Source organism: Actinoplanes sp. NPDC000266, assembly GCF_042899005.1.
Classification (GTDB): Bacteria; Actinomycetota; Actinomycetes; order Mycobacteriales; family Micromonosporaceae; genus Actinoplanes.
In genome coordinates this window covers 381,033-404,284 of record NZ_JBIAZI010000005.1, presented here as the reverse complement: position 1 = coordinate 404,284, position 23,252 = coordinate 381,033, and the positions used below count along the sequence as shown (strand labels likewise).

Annotated in this window: 23 protein-coding genes; 17 read left to right on the top strand and 6 right to left on the bottom strand. The window is 69.6% G+C overall.

The window, feature by feature from the left end:
* Positions 1 to 101 precede the first annotated feature (101 nt).
* Genes sdhC through ACFY36_RS22490 form a run of 3 tightly spaced genes read left to right on the top strand, consistent with a single transcriptional unit; the run spans position 102 to position 3,859 of the window.
* The gene (gene sdhC / locus ACFY36_RS22500; protein WP_499747917.1) at positions 102 to 911 is read left to right on the top strand and encodes a succinate dehydrogenase subunit SdhC; all 810 of its coding nucleotides are present in this window, start codon (positions 102 to 104) and stop codon (positions 909 to 911) included.
* A gap of 15 nt (positions 912 to 926) precedes the next feature.
* The gene (locus tag ACFY36_RS22495; RefSeq protein ID WP_499747916.1) at positions 927 to 2,870 is read left to right on the top strand and encodes a fumarate reductase/succinate dehydrogenase flavoprotein subunit; all 1,944 of its coding nucleotides are present in this window, start codon (positions 927 to 929) and stop codon (positions 2,868 to 2,870) included.
* The gene (locus ACFY36_RS22490) at positions 2,870 to 3,859 is read left to right on the top strand and encodes a succinate dehydrogenase/fumarate reductase iron-sulfur subunit (RefSeq protein WP_499747915.1); all 990 of its coding nucleotides are present in this window, start codon (positions 2,870 to 2,872) and stop codon (positions 3,857 to 3,859) included. The genes ACFY36_RS22495 and ACFY36_RS22490 overlap by 1 nt, the downstream gene beginning before the upstream one ends.
* Here ACFY36_RS22490 and ACFY36_RS22485 read toward each other — a convergent pair.
* Positions 3,856 to 4,581, bottom strand: coding sequence for a TetR/AcrR family transcriptional regulator C-terminal domain-containing protein (locus ACFY36_RS22485; RefSeq protein ID WP_499747914.1), 726 nt, complete (start codon positions 4,579 to 4,581; stop codon positions 3,856 to 3,858). The genes ACFY36_RS22490 and ACFY36_RS22485 overlap by 4 nt on opposite strands.
* An 89-nt stretch (positions 4,582 to 4,670) precedes the next feature.
* Between ACFY36_RS22485 and ACFY36_RS22480 the strand changes: the two genes are divergently transcribed.
* The 12 genes from ACFY36_RS22480 (at position 4,671) to ACFY36_RS22425 (ending at position 16,248) form a co-directional block, all read left to right on the top strand.
* Positions 4,671 to 6,194, top strand: a complete 1,524-nt coding sequence (locus ACFY36_RS22480) for an MFS transporter (RefSeq protein ID WP_499747913.1) — start codon at positions 4,671 to 4,673, stop codon at positions 6,192 to 6,194.
* A gap of 33 nt (positions 6,195 to 6,227) precedes the next feature.
* Positions 6,228 to 6,872, top strand: coding sequence for an alpha-ketoglutarate-dependent dioxygenase AlkB (locus ACFY36_RS22475; protein WP_499747912.1), 645 nt, complete (start codon positions 6,228 to 6,230; stop codon positions 6,870 to 6,872).
* Between the two features lie 218 nt (positions 6,873 to 7,090).
* Positions 7,091 to 7,831, top strand: a complete 741-nt coding sequence (locus ACFY36_RS22470) for an ABC transporter ATP-binding protein (RefSeq protein WP_499747911.1) — start codon at positions 7,091 to 7,093, stop codon at positions 7,829 to 7,831.
* The gene (locus tag ACFY36_RS22465) at positions 7,828 to 8,532 is read left to right on the top strand and encodes an ABC transporter ATP-binding protein (RefSeq protein WP_499747910.1); all 705 of its coding nucleotides are present in this window, start codon (positions 7,828 to 7,830) and stop codon (positions 8,530 to 8,532) included. The genes ACFY36_RS22470 and ACFY36_RS22465 overlap by 4 nt, the downstream gene beginning before the upstream one ends.
* A gap of 1 nt (position 8,533) precedes the next feature.
* The gene (locus ACFY36_RS22460) at positions 8,534 to 9,412 is read left to right on the top strand and encodes a branched-chain amino acid ABC transporter permease (protein WP_499747909.1); all 879 of its coding nucleotides are present in this window, start codon (positions 8,534 to 8,536) and stop codon (positions 9,410 to 9,412) included.
* Between the two features lie 133 nt (positions 9,413 to 9,545).
* Complete coding sequence (locus tag ACFY36_RS22455; RefSeq protein ID WP_499748202.1) at positions 9,546 to 10,538, top strand: branched-chain amino acid ABC transporter permease; 993 nt, start codon at positions 9,546 to 9,548, stop codon at positions 10,536 to 10,538.
* Between the two features lie 43 nt (positions 10,539 to 10,581).
* The gene (locus ACFY36_RS22450; protein WP_499748201.1) at positions 10,582 to 11,850 is read left to right on the top strand and encodes an ABC transporter substrate-binding protein; all 1,269 of its coding nucleotides are present in this window, start codon (positions 10,582 to 10,584) and stop codon (positions 11,848 to 11,850) included.
* A gap of 71 nt (positions 11,851 to 11,921) precedes the next feature.
* Positions 11,922 to 12,665 carry an SDR family oxidoreductase gene (locus ACFY36_RS22445; RefSeq protein ID WP_499747908.1) on the top strand — a complete coding sequence of 248 codons (744 nt, stop codon included), beginning with the start codon at positions 11,922 to 11,924 and terminating at the stop codon, positions 12,663 to 12,665.
* Positions 12,662 to 13,438: an SDR family oxidoreductase gene (locus ACFY36_RS22440; protein ID WP_499747907.1), complete on the top strand. Its 777-nt coding sequence runs from the start codon at positions 12,662 to 12,664 to the stop codon at positions 13,436 to 13,438. Before ACFY36_RS22445 ends, ACFY36_RS22440 begins: the two co-directional genes overlap by 4 nt.
* A complete protein-coding gene (locus ACFY36_RS22435) occupies positions 13,435 to 14,430 on the top strand; it encodes a phosphotransferase family protein (RefSeq protein WP_499747906.1) in 996 nt (331 codons plus the stop codon). The genes ACFY36_RS22440 and ACFY36_RS22435 overlap by 4 nt, the downstream gene beginning before the upstream one ends.
* Positions 14,430 to 15,632 (top strand): acyl-CoA dehydrogenase family protein, encoded by a 1,203-nt coding sequence (locus tag ACFY36_RS22430; protein WP_499747905.1) that lies wholly within the window; start codon positions 14,430 to 14,432, stop codon positions 15,630 to 15,632. Before ACFY36_RS22435 ends, ACFY36_RS22430 begins: the two co-directional genes overlap by 1 nt.
* Before the next feature lie 22 nt (positions 15,633 to 15,654).
* Positions 15,655 to 16,248: a TetR/AcrR family transcriptional regulator gene (locus tag ACFY36_RS22425; RefSeq protein ID WP_499747904.1), complete on the top strand. Its 594-nt coding sequence runs from the start codon at positions 15,655 to 15,657 to the stop codon at positions 16,246 to 16,248.
* 56 nt (positions 16,249 to 16,304) lie between these two features.
* On the opposite strand, the gene ACFY36_RS22420 is transcribed toward ACFY36_RS22425, so the two are convergent.
* The 4 genes from ACFY36_RS22420 to ACFY36_RS22405 are packed head-to-tail and all read right to left on the bottom strand — an operon-like array spanning position 16,305 to position 20,056.
* The gene (locus tag ACFY36_RS22420) at positions 16,305 to 16,895 is read right to left on the bottom strand and encodes a DUF6886 family protein (RefSeq protein ID WP_499747903.1); all 591 of its coding nucleotides are present in this window, start codon (positions 16,893 to 16,895) and stop codon (positions 16,305 to 16,307) included.
* A gap of 43 nt (positions 16,896 to 16,938) precedes the next feature.
* Complete coding sequence (locus ACFY36_RS22415) at positions 16,939 to 18,027, bottom strand: alcohol dehydrogenase catalytic domain-containing protein (protein WP_499747902.1); 1,089 nt, start codon at positions 18,025 to 18,027, stop codon at positions 16,939 to 16,941.
* Positions 18,024 to 19,433 carry an aldehyde dehydrogenase family protein gene (locus ACFY36_RS22410; protein WP_499747901.1) on the bottom strand — a complete coding sequence of 470 codons (1,410 nt, stop codon included), beginning with the start codon at positions 19,431 to 19,433 and terminating at the stop codon, positions 18,024 to 18,026. Before ACFY36_RS22410 ends, ACFY36_RS22415 begins: the two co-directional genes overlap by 4 nt.
* A complete protein-coding gene (locus ACFY36_RS22405) occupies positions 19,433 to 20,056 on the bottom strand; it encodes a TetR/AcrR family transcriptional regulator (protein ID WP_499747900.1) in 624 nt (207 codons plus the stop codon). Before ACFY36_RS22405 ends, ACFY36_RS22410 begins: the two co-directional genes overlap by 1 nt.
* 64 nt (positions 20,057 to 20,120) lie before the next feature.
* Between ACFY36_RS22405 and ACFY36_RS22400 the strand changes: the two genes are divergently transcribed.
* Together ACFY36_RS22400 and ACFY36_RS22395 are read left to right on the top strand one after the other, a co-directional pair.
* Positions 20,121 to 21,293, top strand: a complete 1,173-nt coding sequence (locus ACFY36_RS22400) for an acyl-CoA dehydrogenase family protein (RefSeq protein WP_499747899.1) — start codon at positions 20,121 to 20,123, stop codon at positions 21,291 to 21,293.
* The gene (locus tag ACFY36_RS22395) at positions 21,290 to 22,822 is read left to right on the top strand and encodes a long-chain-fatty-acid--CoA ligase (protein WP_499747898.1); all 1,533 of its coding nucleotides are present in this window, start codon (positions 21,290 to 21,292) and stop codon (positions 22,820 to 22,822) included. Before ACFY36_RS22400 ends, ACFY36_RS22395 begins: the two co-directional genes overlap by 4 nt.
* On the opposite strand, the gene ACFY36_RS22390 is transcribed toward ACFY36_RS22395, so the two are convergent.
* A complete protein-coding gene (locus ACFY36_RS22390; RefSeq protein ID WP_499747897.1) occupies positions 22,808 to 23,233 on the bottom strand; it encodes a (deoxy)nucleoside triphosphate pyrophosphohydrolase in 426 nt (141 codons plus the stop codon). The genes ACFY36_RS22395 and ACFY36_RS22390 overlap by 15 nt on opposite strands.
* Between the last annotated feature and the right edge of the window lie 19 nt (positions 23,234 to 23,252).

Genomic DNA, 23,252 nt, shown 5'->3' with positions numbered 1-23,252 from the left:
CTGACCCCCGGCGTAACGTGTGCTCCACATCACGGCGGCTGCCGAGCCCCCTCGCTCGTTGACAGCCGGGTTAAAAGGACAGGCACCGATCAGGAGATCGAATGACGACGACGGCAACGAGGCCGGGCGCGGGCCGATCACGCGCGGCCATCACGGCGAAGACGTTGCGCACCGACCGATGGTGGCTTCCGCCGCTGATCACCTTCATCGGCCTCGGGGCCTGGGTCACCTACGCGACCGTCCGCGTGTTCATGCACAAGTGGTATTTCGTCGAGGACTACCACTACCTCACGCCGTTCTACTCGCCCTGCATCACCGATCGGTGCGTTCCCGAGGCGGCGCTGTTCGGCACCCCGCTGCCCAGCTTCTGGCTGATCCCCGAGGCCGCCTTCACGCTGCCGTTCCTGCTGCTGTTCCGGCTGACCTGCTACTACTACCGCAAGGCGTACTACCGGGCCTTCTGGCTCTCGCCGCCGGCCTGCGCCGTCCCCGACGGCCACGGCAAATACTCGGGTGAGACCCGGTTCCCGCTGATCTTCCAGAACGCCCATCGGTACGCCTTCTACGCCGCCATGATCATCTCGGTGATCAACACATGGGACTCGATCATCGCGTTCCACAGCCCGGGCGGCGGGTTCGGCTTCGGTCTCGGCAACGTCATCCTGGTCGGCAACGTGGTGATGCTCTGGGCGTACACGTTGTCCTGCCACTCCTGCCGGCACATCGCCGGCGGCCGCCTCAAGCACTTCTCGAAACATCCGGTGCGCTACCGCTTCTGGACCTTCGTGTCCAAGCTGAACACGCGCCACATGCAACTGGCCTGGATCACCCTCGGCACGCTCGCGCTCACCGACTTCTACGTCATGGCCGTGTCCGCCGACTGGTTCTCCGACCTGCGGTTCGTCGGCTAGGGGGCGGCGCGCACAATGAGCACACGCATCGAACGACACCACTACGACGTCGTCGTGATCGGGGCCGGCGGGGCCGGCCTGCGGGCGGCGATCGAGGCCCGACTGGCCGGCAAGCGCACGGCGATCATCTCGAAGTCGCTGTTCGGCAAGGCCCACACGGTCATGGCCGAGGGCGGCGCGGCCGCCGCGATGGGCAACGTGAACAGCCGCGACAACTGGATGGTGCACTTCCGCGACACCATGCGCGGCGGCAAGTTCCTCAACAACTTCCGGATGGCCGAGCTGCACGCCAAGGAGGCCCCCGAGCGGATCTGGGAGCTGGAGACGTACGGGGCGCTCTTCGACCGTACGAAGGACGGGAAGATCTCCCAGCGCAACTTCGGCGGGCACGAATATCCGCGGCTGGCGCACGTCGGCGACCGTACCGGCCTCGAGCTGATCCGCACCCTGCAGCAGAAGATCGTCTCGCTGCAGCAGGAGGACTTCGCCGAGACCGGGAGCTACGACTCGCGTATCCGGGTCTTCGCCGAGACGACCATCACCGAGCTGCTGCTCGACGGCGACCGGGTGGCCGGCGCGTTCGGCTACTACCGCGAGTCCGGCGAGTTCATCCTGCTCGAGGCGCCGGCCGTGGTGCTGGCGACCGGCGGCGTCGGCCGCAGCTACAAGGTCACCTCGAACTCGTGGGAGTACACCGGCGACGGCCACGCGCTGGCCCTGCGCTCGGGCGCGACTCTGATCAACATGGAGTTCCTCCAGTTCCACCCGACCGGCATGGTCTGGCCCCCCAGCGTCAAGGGCATCCTGGTCACCGAGTCGGTCCGGGGCGACGGCGGCGTGCTGCGCAACTCCGACGGCAAGCGCTTCATGTTCGACTACGTCCCCGACGTCTTCCGCAAGCAGTACGCGGAGACCGAGGAGGAGGCCGACCGGTGGTACGAGGATCCCGACAACAACCGCAGGCCGCCCGAGCTGCTTCCGCGTGACGAGGTCGCGCGCGCGATCAACTCCGAGGTCAAGGCGGGCCGGGGCACGCCGGCCGGCGGCGTCTACCTCGACGTCTCGACCCGGATGCCGGCCGAGGTGATCACCCGGCGCCTCCCGTCGATGTACCACCAGTTCAAGGAGCTGGCCGACGTCGACATCACCAAGGAGCCGATGGAGGTCGGCCCGACCTGTCACTACGTGATGGGCGGGGTCGAGGTCGACCCCGACTCGGGCGCGGCCCTGGGCACGGTGGCCGGCCTGTTCGCGGCGGGCGAGGTGTCCGGCGGCATGCACGGCTCCAACCGGCTCGGCGGCAACTCGCTCTCCGACCTGCTGGTCTTCGGCAAGCGCGCCGGTGAGCACGCGGCGGCGTACGCCGACTCGCTGACCGCGAAACCACGGGTGCACACCCCTGACGTCGAGGCCGCGGTCACCACCGCTCTGGCGCCCCTGCAGAGGCAGAGCGGCGAAAACCCGTACACCCTGCAACAAGATCTTCAAGCGGTGATGGGCGACCTGGTCGGCATCATCCGGCGGGCGGGCGAACTGACCGACGCGCTCAAGCGGCTGCAGGATCTGAAGGCGCGGGTGGCCAATGTGGGCGCGACCGGCGGCCGCCTCTACAACCCGGGGTGGCATCTCGCCCTCGACCTGCGCAACATGCTGGTCGTCTCCGAGTGCACGGCCAAGGCCGCGCTCGAGCGGGAGGAGTCGCGCGGCGGGCACACCCGCGAGGACTTCCCGCAGATGAGCCCGGTGTGGCGCCAGGTCAACCTGGTCTGCTCGCTCGACAAACACGGCGACGTGCTCCTCGAGCACAAACCGCTGCCGACCATGCGCGACGAGCTGATCGAGCTCTTCGACCGCAGCGAGCTGTCGAAATATATGACCGACGAGGAACTGAACCAGCCCGGCGCGGCCCACATCCCCGGTGCCCGGACGGACGCTCAGAGCAAGACGGAGGCGAAGTAATGGGCACCAAGCGCCACTTCCGCGTCTGGCGCGGCGACTCGTCCGGCGGCGACATCCAGGACTTCGACGTCGAGGTCAACGAGGGTGAGGTCGTGCTCGACATCATCCACCGACTGCAGGCCACCCAGACGCCCGACCTGGCCTGCCGGTGGAACTGCAAGGCCGGGAAGTGCGGATCCTGCTCGATGGAGATCAACGGCAAGCCCCGGCTCGGCTGCATGACCCGGATGTCCACTTTCGAGGAGGACGAGACGGTCACGATCACGCCGCTGCGGACCTTCCCGGTCATCCGCGACCTGGTCACCGACGTGTCCTTCAACTACGAGAAGGCCCGCGAGACGCCCGCGTTCGCGCCCCCGGCCGGGGTGGCGCCGGGCGACTACCGCATGCAGCAGGTCGACGTCGAGCGGAGCCAGGAGTTCCGCAAGTGCATCGAGTGCTTCCTCTGCCAGAACACGTGTCACGTCGTGCGCGACCACGAGGAGAACAAGGCCGCGTTCTCCGGTCCGCGTTATTTCATCCGCGCCGCCGAGCTCGACATGCACCCGCTCGACGACCGCTCCGACCGCAAGCAACACGCGCAGGCACATCAGGGCCTCGGCTACTGCAACATCACCAAGTGCTGCACCGAGGTCTGTCCCGAGCACATCAAGATCACCGACAACGCGATCATTCCGATGAAGGAGCGCGTGGTGGACCGTCGATACGACCCCCTGGTCTGGCTCGGCCGCAAGATCTTCCGTCGTGACGAGCTGGACGCCTCCCCGGCGCCGACCACCGACACGACCCACTACTCCAGCGCCCGTCTGCCCGAGGGCGCGCCGGTCCGCGAGGACGGCAAGATGGACGTCAGCGAGGTGTCACTGCCCACGCAGGGCGGCCCGTCACCGTTCGGCGACGATCTGTCGTTCCCGATGGCCCCGGGCACGGTGACCTATCACCGGCCCGCCGACAAGGCGGACTCCGGCTCCGACCCGAACGCGCACTAGTTCTTCGTCAACCAGAGTTCCAAGCCGTCCAGCAGCCGCTCCAGGCCGAAGGCGAACCCTTCGTCCAGGAGCTGCTGCTGGTCACGGTTCAGGATGTCGACCTCCTGACGCCACTTGTCGTACGCGGGATGCTCGGCGGCCAGCCGATCCACGTACGGCCTCATCTGGTCGGCCAGGTCGGCCATGTCGACGCCGCTGCGCTTGATCGCGGTGTTGGCGGCCGCCTCGGTGGTCGCGGCGCCGATGGCGTGCGCGTTCACCAGCGAACTGGCGTGTGAGAGAGCCATGCCGGTGAAGCCGGCCGGCGTCAGCAGCAGGACGATCCGCTCGCCGAGGCGCATCGCGTTCGGCCCGAGCGTCGGGTGGGTGCCGAGCAGGCCGATCACCCAGGGATGCCGCAGCAGCGCGGCCCGCATGCCGTTGGCCCAGACGGAGACGCCGATCCGCCAGCTCGTGTCGCCCGGCTCCGGCACGTAGACCTCGCCCATCACCTCGTCGACGGCCAGTTCGAGCAGCTCGTCCTTGTTCGCGACGTGCCAGTACAGCGAGGTCGCGCCCGAGCCCAGCTTGGTGCCGAGGCGGCGCATGCTCAGCCCGGCCGGCCCCTCGGCGTCGAGGATCTCCATGGCCGCGCGGAGGATCTGCTCCCGGCTCAGGGTCGGCTGACCGTTGCGGGTGCGCGGCGGCCGCAGCCACACCGAGTCGGCGAACTTCGAGGTCATGTGCCCATCCTAAAGCCACTCGCACAGTGTTCGAGTCCACTGGTACGGTGTGCGAGTCCATCGCACAGTGTTCGAGAACGGGGGCCTTCATGGAAGAACGCAATCCTCGTCGCTGGCTGATCCTCGGTGTGCTCTGCCTGAGCCTGCTCGTGGTCGTCGTCGACAACATGGTGCTCAACATCGCCATCCCGTCGCTGATCCGCGACCTGGGCGCTTCGTCGGCCGACATTCAGTGGATCATCGATGCGTACATCCTGGTCTTCGCCGGGCTTCTGCTCACCGCGGGCGGCCTCTCCGACCGCCACGGCCGCCGCCGCGGGCTGGTCACCGGCCTGATCGTCTTCGGCAGCGCATCGGTGCTGGCCACGGTCTGCCAAACACCCGGCCAGCTCATCGCCGTGCGCGGCCTGATGGGCGTCGGCGCCGCATTCCTCATGCCGGGCACACTCTCGATCCTCACCACCGTCTTCGACGAGTCCGAGCGCAAGAAGGCCATCGCCATCTGGAGCTCGGTGCTGATGCTCGGCTCGCTCGGCGCGCCCACCCTCGGCGGCCTGCTCCTGGAGCACTTCTGGTGGGGCTCGGTGTTCCTGATGAACGTGCCGATCGCGATCCTCGGCATCGTGGCCGCCCTGGCGATCATCCCGGAGTCGCACGGCCGGGCCTCGCGCCCCGACCTGCTCGGCGCGCTCTTCTCCACGATCGGCATGACGGCCCTGGTCTGGGGCATCATCCGCGCGGCGCAGGACGGATGGGCGGCCGCGACCACCATCGGCGGGTTCGCCGTCGCGGTCATCGGGTTGATCGCGTTCGCCCTCTGGGAGCGCCGGGTCGCCGAGCCGATGCTGCCGTTGTCGCTCTTCCGCGACCGCAACTTCGGCGGCGCCAGCCTGTCGATCGTCCTGCTGTCGTTCTCGGCCGGCGGCGTGCTGCTGGCATTGACCCAATACCTTCAATTCGTTCTGGGGTACGGGCCCATGAAGGCCGGCCTGGCGTTCGTGCCGCTGCTCATCACGGCCGTGGTCTTCAACGGCATCGGCGTCGTCGTCGACAAGCGGTTCGGTACGAGGGTGGCCCTGGCCGCCGGTCTGCTGCTGATGGCGGGCGGGTTCGGCGTGCTCGCCTCGCTCTCGCCGGGCGACGGATACGTACGGCTGGCGATCGCCCTGGTGGTGATCGGCGCGGGCAGCGGCACGGCGGGGCCGGCCGCCTACGGGACGCTGCTCGGCGCCCTGCCGCCGGACCGGGTGGGCGTGGGCTCGGCCGTCAACGACACAGTGCAACAGGTGGGTACGGCTTTGAGCGTGGCCGTGCTGGGCAGCGTGCTCACCACGGCGTACCGGGGCGCGATGCCGTCCGACGCGCCCGAGGAGGCACGCCGCTCCATCGGCGACGCCCTGGGGATCGCGGCCTCGACCGGGGACGCGGCCCTGGCCCGGGTGGCACAGAGCTCCTTCGTGGAGGCGATCTCGGCCACGGCCCTGGTCGGCGTGGCCGGTGGCGTGATCGCGGCCGCGGTCGCCGCCTCAGTTCTGCGCCCGAAGCCCACGCCCGCCCCAACGGCCCCTTCTCCCTCTCACGCCTCCTCGTCCGGGAGTTATCCACAGGCCTGAACGATCTTCGAACATCCGTACTACGCTTGCGCCATGACCAGCACCTATCAGCCGTCGATGTTCGATCTCTCCGGCGAGAGCGGCGGCCCGGCCACCGAGGCCGGGCCGCTCGCGGGGCGCCTGAAACGCCACGAGCTCACCGCCGGGGCGTGGGTCGACGTGCTGCCGGGCTGGCTTCAGGGCTCCGGCGAGGTCTTCGAGACCCTGCTGGGCATCGACTGGCGCGCCGATCGCCGCCAGATGTATGACTCCGTCGTCGACGTCCCGCGCCTGCTCCGGTGGTACGGCGGCGACGAGGAGCTGCCCCACCCGGCGCTGACCGGGGCCAAGGCCGAGCTCAACCGGCATTACGCCGACGAGCTGGGCGAGGAGTTCGTCACCGCCGGCATGTGCCTCTATCGCGACGGCCGCGACAGCGTCGCCTGGCACGGCGACACGCTCGGCCGCTCCGCCCGCCACGACACCATGGTCGCGATCGTCTCGTTCGGCTCGCCGCGGCACCGCTCACTGCGGCCTCGCGCGGGCGGTCACGAGACCCTGCGATTCCCTCTGGGCCACGGCGATCTGATCGTCATGGGCGGTTCCTGTCAGCGCACGTGGGAGCACGCGATCCTCAAGACGGCCAAGGCGGTCGGCCCGCGCGTCAGCGTCCAGTTCCGCCCGATCAACGTGGCCTGACGACCACCCGGCGACACCCGGGCCCTACGGGCTCCCGGGGCGCTGCATCATGCCGGTAAAAGCCGAATGAAACAACATGGAAACAGACGGTTGACGTGCACAGCCAGAAAGTTACACTCCAAGTGTAAATAGTTGACCTTCACTTTCTACACAGGACGGACGCCTCCCCTGGGCGCCCGTTTGCACAGGCCACTCTGCCGGTTCGAGCCGAGGTGACCATGTCAACGGATTCGTCAACATCCCCCAGCGCAGGCTCCGATTCCCTCTCGGACCAGGGGCTCGCGCTTCATCACATAACCGTCCGCTTCGGTGGTCTGCTCGCCCTCGACGACGTGTCGCTGCGGGTGCCGCCCGGGCGCATCGTCGGCATCATCGGGCCCAACGGCGCCGGCAAGACCACCCTGTTCAACGTCATCTGCGGTTTCGTGTCGCCGCAGTCGGGCGCCATCACGCTCGACGGGCGGCCGTTCAAGCCCCGGCCACACCACCTCAGCGGCCGCGGCATCGCGCGCACCCTCCAGGGCGTCGGTCAGTTCAACGGCATGACCGTCCTCGACAATGTGCTGGTCGGCGCGCGGTCACGCAAGCACGAGGAGGAGGCGTGGGCCGCGCTCGAGCGGTGCGGCGTCGCCGAACACGCGGGCGCCCTGCCCGCCTCGCTGCCTTATGCGAAACGCAAGCGGGTCGAGCTGGCCCGGGCCCTGGCCGCCAAGCCGCGCATCCTGATGCTCGACGAGCCGGCCGGTGGGCTGGACGCCGACGAGATCCGCTGGCTGGCCACCCTGATCCAGGAGGCCGGCTGCACGGTCCTGCTGGTCGAGCACCACATGGATCTCGTCATGTCGGTCTGCGACGAGATCCTGGTCCTCGACTTCGGCAAGCCGATCGCCCTCGGCACGCCCGGCGAGATCCGCAACGACGAAAAGGTCGCCGAGGCCTACCTGGGAGCGGCCGCATGAGCGCGCTGCTGGAGGTCGACGGCCTCACCGTGGGCTATGGGGCCGCGCCGGTGCTGCACGACGTCAGTCTCACCGTCCAGGAGGGACAGATCGTCGCCGTGCTGGGCGCCAACGGCGCCGGCAAGACGACACTGCTGCGGGCGCTGTCGGGGCTGCTGCCGCCGGCCACCGGCCGGGTCGTCTTCGACGGCGCCGACCTGCGCGGCGTCAAGGTCGAACGGCTGGTGCGGCACGGCATCGCCCACGTGCCCGAGGGCCGCGGCGTGGTCACCGAGCTCACCGTCGACGAAAACCTGCGGCTCGGCGGCCTCTGGCGCAAGCCGCAGCCGTCGCTGGAGCCGATCTACGAGCTGTTCCCCCGGCTCGCCGAGCGGCGCTCCCACCTCGGTCATCAGCTCTCCGGGGGCGAGCGGCAGATGCTGGCCATCGGCCGGGCCCTGGCCGCGCAGCCCCGGCTGCTGCTGCTCGACGAGCCGTCGCTGGGTCTGGCCCCGCGGGTCACCGGCCAGATCATGGCGCTGCTGCGCGACCTGCGCGACCGCACCGGGCTGGCCGTGCTGCTGGTCGAGCAGAACGTGCGCAGCGCCCTGTCCATCGCCGACCAGGGCGTCGTGCTGTCGCTGGGCCGCATAGCCGCCCGCGACGACGCCGCGGCGCTCGCCGACGACGCCGATCTCCGGCACGCCTACCTGGGGTTCTGACATGGACCGTTTCCTGTTCCTCACCTTCGACGGGCTCAGCCGCGGCGCCGTCTACGCGGCGTTCGCGCTGGCCCTGGTGCTGATCTGGCGGGCCACCCGGATCGTCAACTTCGCGCAGGGCGCGATGGCGGTGGCCACGGCGTACGTGGCCTACTCGGTGGCCGACGCGACCGGCTCATACTGGCTCGGGTTCGCCGTGGCGCTCGTCGCCGGGCTGCTGCTCGGCGCCGCCGTCGAGCGGGTGGTGATGCGCTTCGTCGACCATTCGTCGCCGCTCAACGGGGTGGTGGTGGCGCTCGGGCTGGTGCTGATCATCCAGGGCGTCCTGGGCATGATCTACGGCAACGAGTTCCGGCCGGCCGAGGCGCCGTTCAGCCGGGACGCCTTCAACATCGGGGGCGTCGCGCTGCTCTCGCGCTACGACGTCTTCGTCTTCGCCGCCGTGGGCGCGGTGGTCGTCCTGCTCACGCTGTTGTTCACCCGCACGCCGACCGGCCTGCGGATGCGGGCGGCGGCCTTCGCGCCGGACGTGTCGCGCCTGCTCGGCGTGCCGGTCGGCGGCATGCTCACGCTCGGCTGGGCGCTGGCCGCCGCGGTCGGCTCGCTGGCCGGGATGCTGGTCATCCCGACCGAGCTGGGGCTGCACCCGACGGCGATGGACGTGCTGTTCATCTCGGCCTTCACCGCCGCCGTGCTGGGCGGGCTCGACAGCCCGATCGGCGCGGTCATCGGCGGCCTGATCGTCGGCCTGGTCCTGTCGTACATCAGCGGCTACCTCGGCGCCACGGTCGCCCCGATGGCGGTCCTCGGCCTGCTCGTGGTCGTCCTGCTCGGCCGCCCGGACGGTCTGTTCGCCCGATCGAAAGCGAGGACGGCATGACCGCCTGCACCGAGCGGCAACCAGCCGCACCTCGCGACGGCCTCGCCGGCGAGGGCCAGAAGGGCATGCCTAAGGAGGGCTCAGCATGACGGTGCTCCGAGATCGGGTGACCACCCGGATGATCCCTCCCGTCATGCGGCGGCGGCTCAACCCGTTCCTCATGGTCGCGGTCGGCGCGGTGCTGGTGGTCGTGTTGACGTACACGCTGCCGCCCTTCCGGACCTATCAGCTGGCCACGATCGGGGCCTATCTCTGCGTCACGGCCGGGCTGACCGTCCTCACCGGACTCAACGGGCAGCTGTCGCTGGGGCACGGCGCGCTGATGGCCACGGGGGCGTACACGCTGGCGCTCTGGCAGAACAAGTTCAACCTGCTGGCGGTCGGCATCGTCGTGGCGATCCTGGTGACCACGGTCGCCGGGCTGGTCATCGGGCTCGCGGCGGCCCGGCTGCGCGGGCCCTATCTGGCCGGGCTCACGCTGGCCGTGGCCGTGGTCGTTCCCTCGATCACCAGCACGTTCGACGAGACGTTCAACAGCGACCAGGGCCTGTCCGTCATCCTCAACCCGCCGCCCGAGTCGATGACCGTGGAGCAGTGGCAGGCCTGGGTCTGCTGGGCCGGCGCCCTGGTCACCGTGCTGGCGCTCGCGCTGATCACGCGCGGCCGGTTCGGGCGGGACATGCGGGCCGTGCGCGACGACGAGACCGCCGCCAAGCTGGCCGGCATCAGCATCGCGCGGACGCAGGTCTGGACCTTCGTGATCTCGGCCGCCTGCGCCGGGCTGGGCGGCGCCCTGTTCGCCGTCATCGCCCAGAGCGTTTCGCCCGGGGCGTTCCCGCTCACGCTCTCGCTCTTCCTGGTGATGGCGATCGTGATCGGCGGCCTGGGCCGGCTCTCGGGGGCCGTGATCGGCGCCTTCCTGCTGGTGGCGCTGCCCGCGGTCGCTCACGAGATCGGCGAGGCCTCCGGCTCCCAGCGGCTCGAGGGCAACCTCGCCCTCACCTTCTTCGGCGTCGTTCTCGTCGTCGTCATGCTCGCCGCCCCGGGCGGCCTCGCGTCACTGCGACTCCCGCGTTCCTGGCGGGCGCGCCTCGGCAGGAAACCCGCGCACCGAGCGGGCTCGTAATCCCCCTTCCCACCCTGAAATTCTGTGCGCAGAAAGGCCGATGATGAAACGCACCACCGCGATCGTCCTCGCCGCCGTGTTGCTGGCCGCGGCCGGATGTAGCAACTCGGGCGACAGTAATGGCAGCAGCAGCAGCGGAAACACGCCGGGAGTGACCGACACCGAGATCGTGGTGGGCACGCACATGCCGCTCACCGGCCCGGCCGCCGCCGGGTATTCCAAGATCGCGCCGGCCACCAAGGCCTACTTCGACTACGTGAACGCGAACGGCGGCATCCACGGCCGCAAGATCACTTACAAGATCATGGACGACGGGTACAACCCGGCGAACACCCAGCAGGTCGTACGCCAGCTGGTGTTGCAGGACAAGGTCTTCGCGATCCTGAACGGCCTCGGCACCCCGACACACACCGGCGTGCTCGACTTCCTCAAGACCAACCGGGTGCCCGACCTCTTCGTGGCCAGCGGCAGCCGCAGCTGGAACCAGCCCGACAAATATCCGGGCACCTTCGGCTTCAACCCCGACTACACCGTCGAGGGCAAGATCCTGGCCACGTACGTCAAGGAGAACCACGCCGGCAAGAAGGTGTGCTTCCTCGGCCAGGACGACGACTTCGGCCGGGACAGCCTGGCCGGCATCGAGAAGGTGCTCGGCGCGGTCGCGGCCAAGCAGTCGTACGTGACGACCAACCCGAACGTCGGACCGCAGGTCGGCGCGCTCAAGGCGGCCGGCTGCCAGGTGGTCATGCTCGCCACCGTGCCCGGCTTCACCGCCCTCACCATCGGCACCGGCGCCAAGCTCGGCTTCAAGCCGCAGTACGTGGTGAGCAACGTCGGCTCCGACCCGACCACGCTGGCCAAGACGCTCGGCGCGGCCGCGCCGCTGCTCGAGGGTGTCGTGGCGGCGAACTACCTGCCGCTGGCCAACGACGACGCCAACCCGTGGATCCAGCTCTACACCAAGGTCAACAAGGAGTACAACGGCGGCGCCGAGTTCGACAACAACGTCGTGTACGGCATGTCCGTGGCGTACCTGTTCGTCCAGTCGCTCCAGTCGGCCGGCAAAGACCTGACCCGCGAGGGCATCATCGCGGCCGTGCAGAAGGGCGGCTTCACCGGCCCGGGCCTGGTGCCGGTGCGCTACTCGGACAAGGACCACTCCGGGTACGCCGGTCAGCAGCTCACCAAGATCGCCGGTGGCAAGGCCCAGTTCTTCGGCAAGCCGTACCGCACCGACGACGCTGACGGAGCGGTGGAGGTCTATGAATCTCCCGCGGTGACCCCGCCGCAGAACGGCATTCCCGCTGCCTAAGGTTGGCGGCGACGGCAACTGCTAATTAGTGTCTGCACGAATAGTGCATATAGAGAAACTGAGGAGCGGCGATGGCGGACCAAGTGGCGATCGTGACCGGAGCCAGCAGGGGAATCGGGTTCGCCATCGCGCAACGCTTCGTGGCCGACGGATACAAGGTGTGCATCACGGGCCGGGACGCGGAAGCGCTCGACACCGCCGCCAAGGATCTGGGCGGGCCCGAGGTGGCGATCGGGGTGGCCGGCAAGGGTGACGACCCCGACCACCGGGCCGCGGTGATCGACACCGTGCTCGGGCAGTTCGGGCCGGTCACCACGCTGGTCAACAACATCGGGATCAACCCGGTGTACGGCCCGCTGGGCACGATCGACCTGAACGCGGCCCGGAAGATCTTCGAGGTGAACGTCATCGGCACGCTCGGCTGGGTGCAGGAGGCCCTGCGCGGCGGACTGTCCGAGGGTGGCGCGATCGTCAACATCTCGTCGGTCTCCGGCGTCCGCCCGTCGCCGGGCATCGCCTTCTACGGGGTCACCAAGGCCGCGCTGATCCATCTGACCGAGGAGCTCGCCGTCGAGCTGGCGCCCAAGGTCCGGGTCAACGCGGTCGCCCCGGCCGTGGTCAAGACCAGGTTCGCGTCGGCTCTCTACGACGGCCGCGAGGAGAAGGTCGCGGCCGCGTATCCGCTGGCCCGGCTCGGCGTGCCGGAAGACGTGGCCGGCGCGGTCGCGTTCCTCTGCTCCCCCGACTCGGCCTGGATCACCGGGCAGACGGTCGTCATCGACGGTGGCGTGACGCTGACCGGGAGCGTCCAGTGAAACGTGTCGTGGTCACCGGCGCCGGTGGCGGCATCGGCGCCGCCCTGGCCCGGCGATTCGCCGCCGACGGGGCCGAGGTGATCGTCAACGACCTCGACCCGGACGCCGCCCAGGCGGTCGCCAGCGAGATCGGCGGCCTGGCCGTCGCCGGCGACGCCGCGAACGAGGACGACACCCGCAACCTCATCGAGACCGCCTGGGCCGAGCTGGGCGGGATCGACCTGTTCTGCGCCAACGCCGGCGTGCTGACGGCCGGCGACCAGAGCACGCCCGACGAGGTGTGGCTGCGCGACTTCAACGTCAACGTGATGTCGCACGTCTACGTCACCCGGGCCCTGCTACCCCGGTGGCTCGACCAGGGCGAACCCAAGCGTCTGGTGATCACGGTGAGCGCCGCCGGCCTCCTGTCGCTGCTGGGCAGCGCGCCCTACGCGGTGACCAAGCACGCCGCTCTGGCCTATGCCGAGTGGCTGCGGGCCACGTACGCTCACCGCGGCGTGACCGTGCAGGCCCTGTGCCCGCAGGGCGTGCGCACCGACATGCTGACCCGCGGCAACGAGCGCGGCAGCGCCAGCGCCGCCCTGCTCGCCGAGAGCGCCATGGAGCCGGGCGAGGTCGCGACGATCGTGGCCGAGGCGCTGAAAGGCGACAGCTTCCTGATCCTTCCCCATCCCGAGGTGGCCGAGTTCTATCGTCTGCGGGCCGGCGACACCGATCGCTGGCTGGGCGGCATGAACAAGATGCAGAGGGCCTTCGAAGGGAGCAGCCGGTGAAAGGACTCGACCTCGAACGACTGCGGGCGTACCTGAAATCGGAGAAGGAGCTCACCGGGCGGATGTTCGCCGGCGGGCGCTCCAACCTGACGTACGCGGTGACCGACGGCGAGAACCGCTGGGTGCTGCGCCGTCCGCCGCTGGGGCACGTGCTGCCGACCGCGCACGACATGGCGCGGGAGCACCGCGTGCTGGAGGCGCTGTCCAAGGCGGGCTTCCCGGCGCCGCGGCCGGTGCTGTTCTGCTCCGACCCGGAGGTCATCGGGGCGCCGTTCTACCTGATGGAGCACGTTGACGGACGGATCTACCGCGATGTCGCCGACCTCCAGGCGCTCGGCGCCGAGGCGATGCGCGGCCTGGTCCTGTCGCTCGTGGACACCCTCGCCGACCTGCACGGCCTCGATCCGTACGCCATCGGCCTGGGCGACTTCGGCAAGCCGGAAGGCTTCAACGCGCGCCAGGTGAACCGGTGGAAGAAGCAGCTAGACGCGTCGCGCAGCCGCGACGTGGCCGGTATCGACGAGCTGCACGCCCGGCTCGCGGTGGACATCCCGGCCGGCGGCCCCGGAGCCGTGGTGCACGGCGACTTCCGGCTCGACAACGTGCTGATCGGCGACGACCTGGGCGTCAACGCGGTGCTCGACTGGGAGATGTCCACGCTCGGCGACCCGCTCAGCGACGTCGCGCTGATGATCACCTACGCCGGGCTGCCGCTGAACACCGGCGGCGACGGCAAACCGATCGCGCCGCTGAGCGTGCCCGGTCATCCGACGATCGCCGAGCTGGGCGCCCGCTACGCGGAACGCAGCGGGCGGGACGTGAGTGATCTCCACTGGTATGTGGGATTCGCCGCTTTCAAGCTCGCGGTGATCCTGGAGGGTGTGCACTACCGCTACGTTCAGGGCCAAACCGTGGGTGAGGGCTTCGAGACGATCGGCAACCTTGTCGGCCCGCTGGTCATGCGGGGCCACGAGGCGCTGGAGGGACACTGATGGACTTCGGCTTCGACGCTCAGACCGAGGACTACCGCAAGAGGCTGCTCGCCTTCATGGACGAGCACGTCTACCCCGCCGAGGCGGACTATCACAGCGGCGACGGCTGGGAGCCGCCGCCCATCCTGGAAACCCTCAAGGCCGCGGCGAAAAGCGCCGGCCTGTGGAACCTCTTCCTCCCCGGTGAGCACGGCGCCGGGCTGACCAACCTTCAGTACGCCCCGCTGGCCGAGATCACCGGCCGCAGCCCGGCCATCGCGCCGGCCGCGCTGAACTGCGCGGCGCCGGACACCGGCAACATGGAGGTGCTGGCCGAGTTCGGCAGCGACGAGCAGAAACGGGAGTGGCTGGCGCCGCTGCTCGACGGCACGATCCGGTCGGCCTTCGCCATGACCGAGCCGCAGGTCGCCTCGTCGGACGCCACGAACATCGGCACCCGCATCGAGCGGGACGGCGACGAATACGTCATCAACGGGCGCAAGTTCTACATCACCGGCGCCATGAACCCGAACTGCCGGATCTTCATCGTGATGGGCAAGACCGACCCGGACGCGGCCCGGCATGTGCAGCAGAGCCAGGTGCTGGTGCCCCGGGACACGCCCGGCCTGACGGTCAAGCGCGGCATGACGGTCTTCGGCTACACCGACGGCGACCACGGCGGGCACGCCGAGCTGATCTTCGAGAACGTCCGGGTGCCGGTGAGCAACCTGATCGGCGAGGAGGGCGGCGGCTTCGCGATCTCGCAGGCCCGCCTCGGCCCCGGCCGCATCCACCACTGCATGCGCCTGATCGGCATGGCCGAGCGGGCGCTCGAGCTGATGTGCACGCGGGCGCTGACCCGCACGCCGTTCGGCAAGCCGCTGGCCGAGCAGGGCGTGGTGCAGGACTGGATCGCGGAGTCGCGGGTGCGCATCGAGCAGGCCCGCCTGCTGGTGCTGAAGGCCGCGTGGCTGATGGACACCGTCGGCAACAAGGGCGCCCACACCGAGATCCAGGCCATCAAAATCATCGTGCCGTCGACCGTCGAGTGGATCGTCGACAAGGCCATCCAGGCCCACGGCGCCGCCGGCACGAGCCAGGACACACCGCTCGCGGCCCTGTGGGTGGCCGCGCGTACGCTGCGCCTGGCCGACGGGCCCGACGAGGTCCACAAGCGCTCCCTGGCCCGACGGGAGCTGAACCGCTACCGGAGCGCCACGTGAGCCAGACAATTCGGGGTGGCCTGTGAGCCCGGCACCCCAGCGCGTCGACGGGCGCACGGCCCGCTCGGAGCGGACCCGCAACGCGATCGTCGACGCCCATCTCCAGCTGATCCGCGAGGGCGACCTGCGGCCGACCGCCGACCGCATCGCCAAGCAGGCCGGGGTGTCGCTGCGCGCCCTGTGGAGCCACTTCGCCGACATGGAGGCGCTGTTCACGGCAAGCGGCCGCCGCGTACTGGAGATCCGGGACGCGGCGCACCGCCCCGTCTCGCCCGAGCTGCCATTGGCCGAGCGCATCGACGCGTACTGCCGGCAGCGCACCCGCCTGCTCGAACAGATCGGCCCGACGGCGAAGGCGGCCGCGCTGAAGGAGCCGTTCTCCGAGACGCTGAGGCGCTATCGCCAGCTGCACGTGGAACGGGTCCGAGCCGAGTTGGGCACGCTGTTCGCGGTCGAGGTCGACGGCAACGACGAGCTGCTGAACGCCCTCACCGCGATCAGCATGTGGCCGACCTGGTCCACGTGGCGGGAGACGATGAACCTGTCGGTGCCCGCCGCGCGGGCCGCCCTGTCCCGCACGATCACGTCACTCCTGCAGGCCGCGCCATCGCATTGAGCGCCGAGCCGTCAGCGTGGGCGCGGCCGGCGGAAAAGGGCCGGCGGAGAAGGGCGTCAGCGTGGGCCGCGGCCGGCGAAGTAGGTGGCTGAGTCGTTTGTGGTGCTGCCGGGGCGTGGGTGGGCGTTGCGGAGGCGGATGGCGCTGAAGCCGAGGCTGCTGGTGATGACCTCGTCCCAGAAGGGCCAGAGGTTGTTCAGCAGGCGCAGCTGGATGCCGGCGGCGGCGTGGCAGTCGATCAGGTTGCCGACCGGCTCGGCCGGGCCGAGGGGGCGCACCGGCTCGGTGGCCACCACGGCGGGTGGCTCGTCCGTGCTGTCGATCGGGTGGAACGGGGCGGCCGGCAAGCGGTAGGCGTACAGCGTGGTGGTCCGCATCGCGTCCCACCAGCCGTACTCGATGGCGTGGACCCGATCGCCGCAGCCGGCACCGACGATCCGGTCACGGTCCTCATCGGACGTTCCCTCGCGCACCCAGGCCATGGCGCGCGGGCACTGCCGCGGAAACCAGTAGTCGGGCGCGCGGTCGTGGCCGACCGCCCAGACGTACGCCTCGGTCTCCCGCGACGTCGGCGCGACATGGGGCACGAAGAGCTCGATCGTCGGATCCTCGGAGAAGTGCAGCACCTGGCCGGCCTCGGGTCGCATCCCATGGTCCTACCGCATGGGACGCGACCGAGACCGCCGATTTTCAGATGATGACGACCGAGCGGGCGCCCTCGCCCCGGGACATGCGGTCGAAGGCGCCGGGGACCTCCGGCAGGGTGATGCGGTCGGTGATCAGGTGGTCCAGGGTCAGCCGGCCGGACAGGACGTCCGCGGCCAGGGCCGGGATCTCGATGTCCTGGTCGGCCTGGCCGTAGACCGAGGAGCGCAGCGTCCGGTTGGACGAGAAGACGTCCAAGGCCGACAGCGACACCTGGTCGTCGTTCGAGCCCATGCCCACCACCGTCACCTTGCCGCCCCGGCGGGTGGCTCGCCACGCCGCCCGGATCGTGGCGGCCCGGCCCACGCACTCGAAAGCGTGGTCGGCGCCCCGTCCCGACGTGCGGCCCCGGATCTCCTTGGACAGCGTGTCGGAGGAGACCACGAAATCGGTCGCGCCGGCCGACTCGGCCAGGCCCTTCTTGGCCTCCGAGACGTCCACCGCGATGACGTCCGAGGCGCCCGCGGCCCGGGCCGCCGCCACCACGGACAGGCCCACTCCGCCCAGGCCGATCACCACCACCGACTCGCCGGCGGCGACCTGGGCCGTGTTGCGGACCGCGCCGAAACCGGTCAGGACGCCGCAGCCCAGCAGGGCCGCCCGTTCGAAGTCGAGCTCGGACGGCACCCGGACCACCGCGTTCTCCGGGGCCACCACCTGCTCGGCGAAGGCGCCCAGGCCCAGGCCCACGTGCACCGGCACGCCGTCGAGGGTCACGCCGTTCTCCAGCGAGGCCACCCCGGACGACGTCGAGCACAGCCACGGCTCGCCGCTGTCGCAGAACCAGCAGTTGCGGCACGCAGGCTGCCAGTTCAGCACCACGTGGTCGCCCACCGAAGCCCGCGTCACCCGCTCGCCGACCTCCACCACCTCGCCCGACGCCTCATGGCCGAGGACCAGGGGGTACGAGGGGCGGATGGTTCCGTTCACCATGGACAGGTCGGAGTGGCAGACGCCGGCCGCCCGCACCTTGATGCGAACCTGGCCGGGGCCCACCTCGGGCAGGTGCAGCTCGGCCACCGCCGGCCGGGCGCCCGGCTCGCGCAGGACCAGTCCGTTGAACCATGCTGTCATCGCTGGATCGCCTTCACCTGCTGGAACTCGGCGAGACCGTACTCGCCCAGCTCACGGCCGACACCGGACTGCTTGTAGCCACCAAACGGCGCGAACGGGTTGAACGCGCCCCCGTTGACGTCGACCGCGCCCGTACGGAGGCGGCGCGCCACCGACAGGGCCCGGTCGGGCGAGCCCCAGACCCCACCGGCCAGTCCGTACTTCGAGTTGTTGGCGATCGCCACCGCCTCGTCGTCCGAGGAGAACGGGATGATCGACAGCACCGGCCCGAAGATCTCCTCCTGGGCCAGCTCGCTGTCGGGGTCGACGTCGGCGAAGACCGTCGGCGCCACGAAATGTCCTTTTCCAGGGAGAGGCGCGTCGAGTCCGCCGGCCACCAGCCGCGCGGTAGAACGTTCGATATAGCCGCGGACGCGGGAAACCTGCGCCGCGGAGACCAACGGCCCGAGGCGGGTGTTCTCGTCGAACGGGTCACCGACGGTGTAGCCGGCGGCCGTCTTGGCGGCCAGCTCGACCGCCTCGTCGTAGTGGTCGCGGTGCACGAGCATGCGCGTCCAGGCCGTGCAGGTCTGCCCCGAGTTCAGGAAAGCGTTGCCGACGCCGACCTTGACCGCGCGAGCAACATCGGCGTCTTCCAGGATGACGTTGGCCGACTTGCCACCCAGCTCCAGGGCGACCTTGGCCACCCGGTCGGCGGCCGCGTGGGTGATGGCCTTGCCGGTCGCGGTCGAGCCGGTGAACGACACCATGTCCACATCGGGGTGTCCGGCGATGGCCGCGCCGACCACCGGGCCGGTGCCGGTCACCAGGTTGAACACGCCGGCCGGCACGCCCGCCTCCTCGGCCGCGTCGGCCAGCAGGAAGGCCACCAGGGGCGTCAGCTCGCTCGGCTTGAGCACCACGGTGCACCCGGCCGCCAGGGCCGCCGCGACCTTGGCCACGACCTGGTGGAGCGGGTAGTTCCAGGGTGTGATGGCGCCGACCACGCCCACCGGCTCGTGCGCGATCAGCGAGTTGCCGATCGTCTTCTCCTCCACCGGGCGGGCGGCCAGATCGGCGTACCCCCGAAGGACCGCAAGCGGCAGTCCCGCCTGGACCCGCTGGGCGATCTTGACCGGCGTGCCCAGCTCGAGCCCGACGGTCCGGGCGATGTCGCCGGCGCGGGCCGACAGCGAGGCGTGCAACCGGTCGAGCACCTCGGCCCGCCGGGCCATCGGCGTGGCGGCCCAGCCCGCGAAGGCGGCCCGGGCGGCGGCGACCGCGCGATCGACGTCCTCCGCCGTCCCGGCCGGAACGTGGGCCAGGACCTCCTCGGTCGCCGGATTTTCCACCGCGATCGTCTCGGTGGAGGCGGGCGCGGCCCACTCCCCACCGAGGTAGAGGTGCGGGCGATCGAGCGATGTCATCAGCGGGTCCCCTCTTGTCGGGCCGTCAGGCCGGTGATCAGCAGGTCCAGGCCGAGTTCGAAGGCTCCCTCGTCCACGGCCTCATGATGCTCCGCCAGCAGCGGGGCGTGGTGCAGGTGTGGATAACGTTCGTACAGCTGTGGATCGACGTCGAAGCCCAGCGCGAACGAGCCGAGCGCCGAGCCGGTGACCAGATATCGCATGAGCGCGCCGATGTGCGTGGCCCGCGCGTAGCTCCATCCGGCCTCGACCAGCGCCCCGTACACGGCCTCGGCCATGGCCAGACCGGCCGGACGGCGGCCGGGCCCTTGAGCCAGCACCGGCACGATGTTCGGGTGCTCGGCCAGCACCGCTCGGTAGGACTTGGCCCATCGCCGCAACGCGTCCGGCCACTCACAAGTCCCAAAAGCCGACAAATCTACTGTTGCCACCACCGCGTCGGCCACCGCGTCGATGATCTCGGCCTTGGTCGCGAAGTGGTTGTACAGCGACGGCCCCTGAACGCCCAGGTCGGTGGCGAGCCGGCGCATCGAGAGCGCGTCGAGCCCCTCGGCGTCGATCAGGGCCGATGCCGCCTCGACGATCCGCTCGCGCGTCAACAGGGCCTGCCGCGGCCGCGCCATAAACGATCTCCCCGGGAAAATCAGCACTGGACGTGTAAAAACTTACACCGCTAGTTTAAAGCACATGGACTTCTCGCTCACCGACGAGGAACGCGCGATTCGCGACACCGCCCGGCAGTTCATCACCCGCGAGGTCATGCCGCTGGAGCAGGAGGCGCTGCTCCGCGAGCGGCGCCACCAGCCCGGGCTCGAGCTCAGCGAGCTGCGGGAGCTACAGCAGAAGGCCAAGAAGTTCGGCTTCTGGGGTCTTTCCACACCGGAGGAGTACGGGGGGATGAACCTCCCGGCCGTCCTGCAGTCCCTGATCTGGACCGAGGTGGGCCGCACCTTCATCCAGTTCAAGTTCGGCGGCGAGGCGGACAATATTCTCTACTACGCCAATGAGGACCAGAAGCGGGAGTTCCTGATCCCGACGATCGAGGGCGAGCGGATCTCCTGCTTCGCCATCACCGAGCCGGGCGCCGGCTCGGACGCGGCGAACATCAAGCTCAGCGCCCGCCAGGACGGCGACGACTGGGTGCTGAACGGCGAGAAGACGTTCATCACCAACGGCAACGACGCCGATTTCGTCATCGTCGTCGCGGTCACCGACAAGGAGAAGGGCGTGCGCGGCGGCGGCACCACCGCCTTCCTGGTCGACCGCGAGATGGGCTGGCGCTCCGAGTTCATCCAGACCATGGGCGAGGGCGGTCCGGCCGCGCTGGTCTTCGACGACGTCCGGGTGCCGGCGCGCAACATCCTGGGCGAGATCGGCCAGGGCTTCGAGCTGGGCATGAAGTGGATCGGCAAGGGCCGCTACCTGATCCCGTCCAACGCCCTGGGCATCGCCGAGCGGGCGCTCGGCATGGCGCTGGAGTACGCCAACACCCGCGAGACCTTCGGCAAGAAGATCGGCGAGAACCAGGCCATCCAGTGGATGATCGCCGACTCCGAGGTCGAGATCGAGGCGGCCCGCTGGCTGATCCTGCGCGCGGCCTGGACGGTCGACCAGGGCTGGGACCCCCGGCACGCCTCCTCGATGGCCAAGCTCTACGGGGCGAAGATGGTCAACGAGGTCGTCGACCGGGTCATGCAGATCCACGGCGGCATGGGATATACCCGCGAGCTTCCGATCGAACGGTGGTACCGCCAGGTGCGACTCATGCGTATCTATGAAGGCACCGACGAGATGCAGCGCCTCATCATCTCGCGGGACCTGCTGCGTGGTTACACCAAGATCGGAGGGCATCTCGCATGACCCAGTTGTCGCTCGCCACCGTCCTGGCCGAGTCGGCTCGTAAGTACCCCGACAAGATCGCGGTGATCGACAGCGTCACCACCGAACGGATCACCTACCGCGATCTCTGGCAACAGACTTTGGCGTACGCGTCGGCCCTACAAGCGAAGGGCATCGGCCCCGGCGACGTCGTCGCCATCCAGATCCCCAACCTGGCCGACTTCCCCCGGGTCTACTACGCGACGCTGGCGGTCGGGGCCACGATCGTCCCGATGCACCTGCTCCTCACGCCCGAGGAGAACGCGTACGTTTTGAAGGACAGCGGCGCGAAGTTGCTGGTCGCCCACTCGTCGCAGCTCGAGAACGCCGTTGCTGCCTCCAAGATCGCCGAGGTCGGCGTGGTGTCGGTCGGTCCTGCCGTGCCGGGCATCGACCGGCTCGAGGAGGCCGTCACCACACCGCTACGGACGTACGTCAGCCGCGAGGCCGAGGACGTGGCGGTCATCTTCTACACGAGCGGCACCACCGGAAAGCCCAAGGGCGCGCTCCTGACCCACCTCAACCTTGTCATGAACACGATCGTGAACGTCTTCGACATCCACGATCTGCACGAGGACGACGTGACCATGGGCTGCCTGCCGCTGTTCCACACCTTCGGGCAGACCGTCGGCATGAACGGCACCTTCCGCATGGGCGGGACCCTCGTGCTGCTGGCCCGCTTCACCGGCGAGGCCGCGATCCAGCTGATGGTCAAGGAGAACGTGACCATCTTCCACGGCGTGCCGACCATGTACATCGGGCTGCTGGAGGCCGCCGGCAAGGCCGAGAAGCTCCCCGAGCTGCGGCTCTGCGTCTCGGGTGGCGCCTCGCTGCCGGTCGCCGTGCTGGAGAAGTTCAACGAGACCTTCAAAGCCGAGATCTTCGAGGGGTACGGCCTCTCGGAGACCTCGCCCACGGCGACCACCAACCAGCCCGCGTTCGGCACGAAGCCGGGCACGGTCGGGCACCCGATCTGGGGTGTGGAGGTCGAGATCGCCCGGCCCGAGATCGACGAGCGGATCGAGCTGCTGCCCGACGGCGAGCTCGGCGAGATCGTCATCCGCGGGCACAACGTCTTCGCCGGCTACCTCAACAACCCCTCGGCGACGAAGGAGGCGGTCGTCGACGGCTGGTTCCGTACGGGCGATCTCGGCACCAAGGACGAGAACGGCTTCATCGCGATCGTCGACCGCAAGAAGGACCTGGTGATCCGGGGCGGCTTCAACGTCTATCCGCGTGAGGTGGAGGAGGCGCTGGCCCGGCATCCGGCCGTGCAGCAGGTGGCGGTGATCGGCGTGCCCGACGCGGTGCACGGCGAGGAGATCTGCGCGGTGGTGGTTGCCGACCCGGGCACCATCTCGGCCGACGAGCTGATCGAGTGGTCCCGCGAGAAGCTCGGCAAGCACAAGTACCCCCGCAAGATCCGTTTTGCGGAGTCGCTCCCGCTCGGTCCCAGTTTCAAGGTCCTCAAGCGGGAGCTGCGGAAGACGTACGGGTCAGACGCTCAGTAAGGCCGGCAGTTCCGCGACGATCGGCTTGTCCGCGGGCAGCCAGTGCACGCTGTCCAGCTCGTCAACACCGAGCCAGCGCATGGACGTGTGCTCCAGCGCCCGCGGCATGTCGCCGCCCAGCAGCCGGGCGTTGAAGACCCGCAGCACGGCCCGGCCGTGCGCGAGGGAGACGTCGGGACCGACCCGGCCGCCGACCTCGACCCGCACGCCCAGCTCCTCGACGCACTCGCGGGCCAGGGCCTGCTCCTCGGTCTCGCCCGACTCGACCTTCCCCCCAGGAAACTCCCAGCGGCCCGCGACCTCCGGCGGCGCCGACCGCTCACACGCCAGGACGCGACCGTCGCTGATGATCACCGCCGCCACGATGACTCTGCGTGACTTAGGTGACTTGACATCCTGTTCCGGCCGCATGAGATCAGAGCTTTCCACA

Excerpts from the sequence above, each read along its gene's own strand:
- sdhC (WP_499747917.1), top strand. The coding sequence starts at position 102 with ATGACGACGACGGCAACGAGGCCGGGCGCGGGCCGATCACGCGCGGCC.
- ACFY36_RS22495 (WP_499747916.1), top strand. The coding sequence starts at position 927 with ATGAGCACACGCATCGAACGACACCACTACGACGTCGTCGTGATCGGG.
- ACFY36_RS22490 (WP_499747915.1), top strand. The coding sequence starts at position 2,870 with ATGGGCACCAAGCGCCACTTCCGCGTCTGGCGCGGCGACTCGTCCGGC.
- ACFY36_RS22485 (WP_499747914.1), bottom strand. The coding sequence starts at position 4,581 with ATGACCTCGAAGTTCGCCGACTCGGTGTGGCTGCGGCCGCCGCGCACC.
- ACFY36_RS22480 (WP_499747913.1), top strand. The coding sequence starts at position 4,671 with ATGGAAGAACGCAATCCTCGTCGCTGGCTGATCCTCGGTGTGCTCTGC.
- ACFY36_RS22475 (WP_499747912.1), top strand. The coding sequence starts at position 6,228 with ATGACCAGCACCTATCAGCCGTCGATGTTCGATCTCTCCGGCGAGAGC.
- ACFY36_RS22470 (WP_499747911.1), top strand. The coding sequence starts at position 7,091 with ATGTCAACGGATTCGTCAACATCCCCCAGCGCAGGCTCCGATTCCCTC.
- ACFY36_RS22465 (WP_499747910.1), top strand. The coding sequence starts at position 7,828 with ATGAGCGCGCTGCTGGAGGTCGACGGCCTCACCGTGGGCTATGGGGCC.
- ACFY36_RS22460 (WP_499747909.1), top strand. The coding sequence starts at position 8,534 with ATGGACCGTTTCCTGTTCCTCACCTTCGACGGGCTCAGCCGCGGCGCC.
- ACFY36_RS22455 (WP_499748202.1), top strand. The coding sequence starts at position 9,546 with ATGCGGCGGCGGCTCAACCCGTTCCTCATGGTCGCGGTCGGCGCGGTG.
- ACFY36_RS22450 (WP_499748201.1), top strand. The coding sequence starts at position 10,582 with ATGAAACGCACCACCGCGATCGTCCTCGCCGCCGTGTTGCTGGCCGCG.
- ACFY36_RS22445 (WP_499747908.1), top strand. The coding sequence starts at position 11,922 with ATGGCGGACCAAGTGGCGATCGTGACCGGAGCCAGCAGGGGAATCGGG.
- ACFY36_RS22430 (WP_499747905.1), top strand. The coding sequence starts at position 14,430 with ATGGACTTCGGCTTCGACGCTCAGACCGAGGACTACCGCAAGAGGCTG.
- ACFY36_RS22420 (WP_499747903.1), bottom strand. The coding sequence starts at position 16,895 with ATGCGACCCGAGGCCGGCCAGGTGCTGCACTTCTCCGAGGATCCGACG.
- ACFY36_RS22415 (WP_499747902.1), bottom strand. The coding sequence starts at position 18,027 with ATGACAGCATGGTTCAACGGACTGGTCCTGCGCGAGCCGGGCGCCCGG.
- ACFY36_RS22410 (WP_499747901.1), bottom strand. The coding sequence starts at position 19,433 with ATGACATCGCTCGATCGCCCGCACCTCTACCTCGGTGGGGAGTGGGCC.
- ACFY36_RS22405 (WP_499747900.1), bottom strand. The coding sequence starts at position 20,056 with ATGGCGCGGCCGCGGCAGGCCCTGTTGACGCGCGAGCGGATCGTCGAG.
- ACFY36_RS22400 (WP_499747899.1), top strand. The coding sequence starts at position 20,121 with ATGGACTTCTCGCTCACCGACGAGGAACGCGCGATTCGCGACACCGCC.
- ACFY36_RS22395 (WP_499747898.1), top strand. The coding sequence starts at position 21,290 with ATGACCCAGTTGTCGCTCGCCACCGTCCTGGCCGAGTCGGCTCGTAAG.
- ACFY36_RS22390 (WP_499747897.1), bottom strand. The coding sequence starts at position 23,233 with ATGCGGCCGGAACAGGATGTCAAGTCACCTAAGTCACGCAGAGTCATC.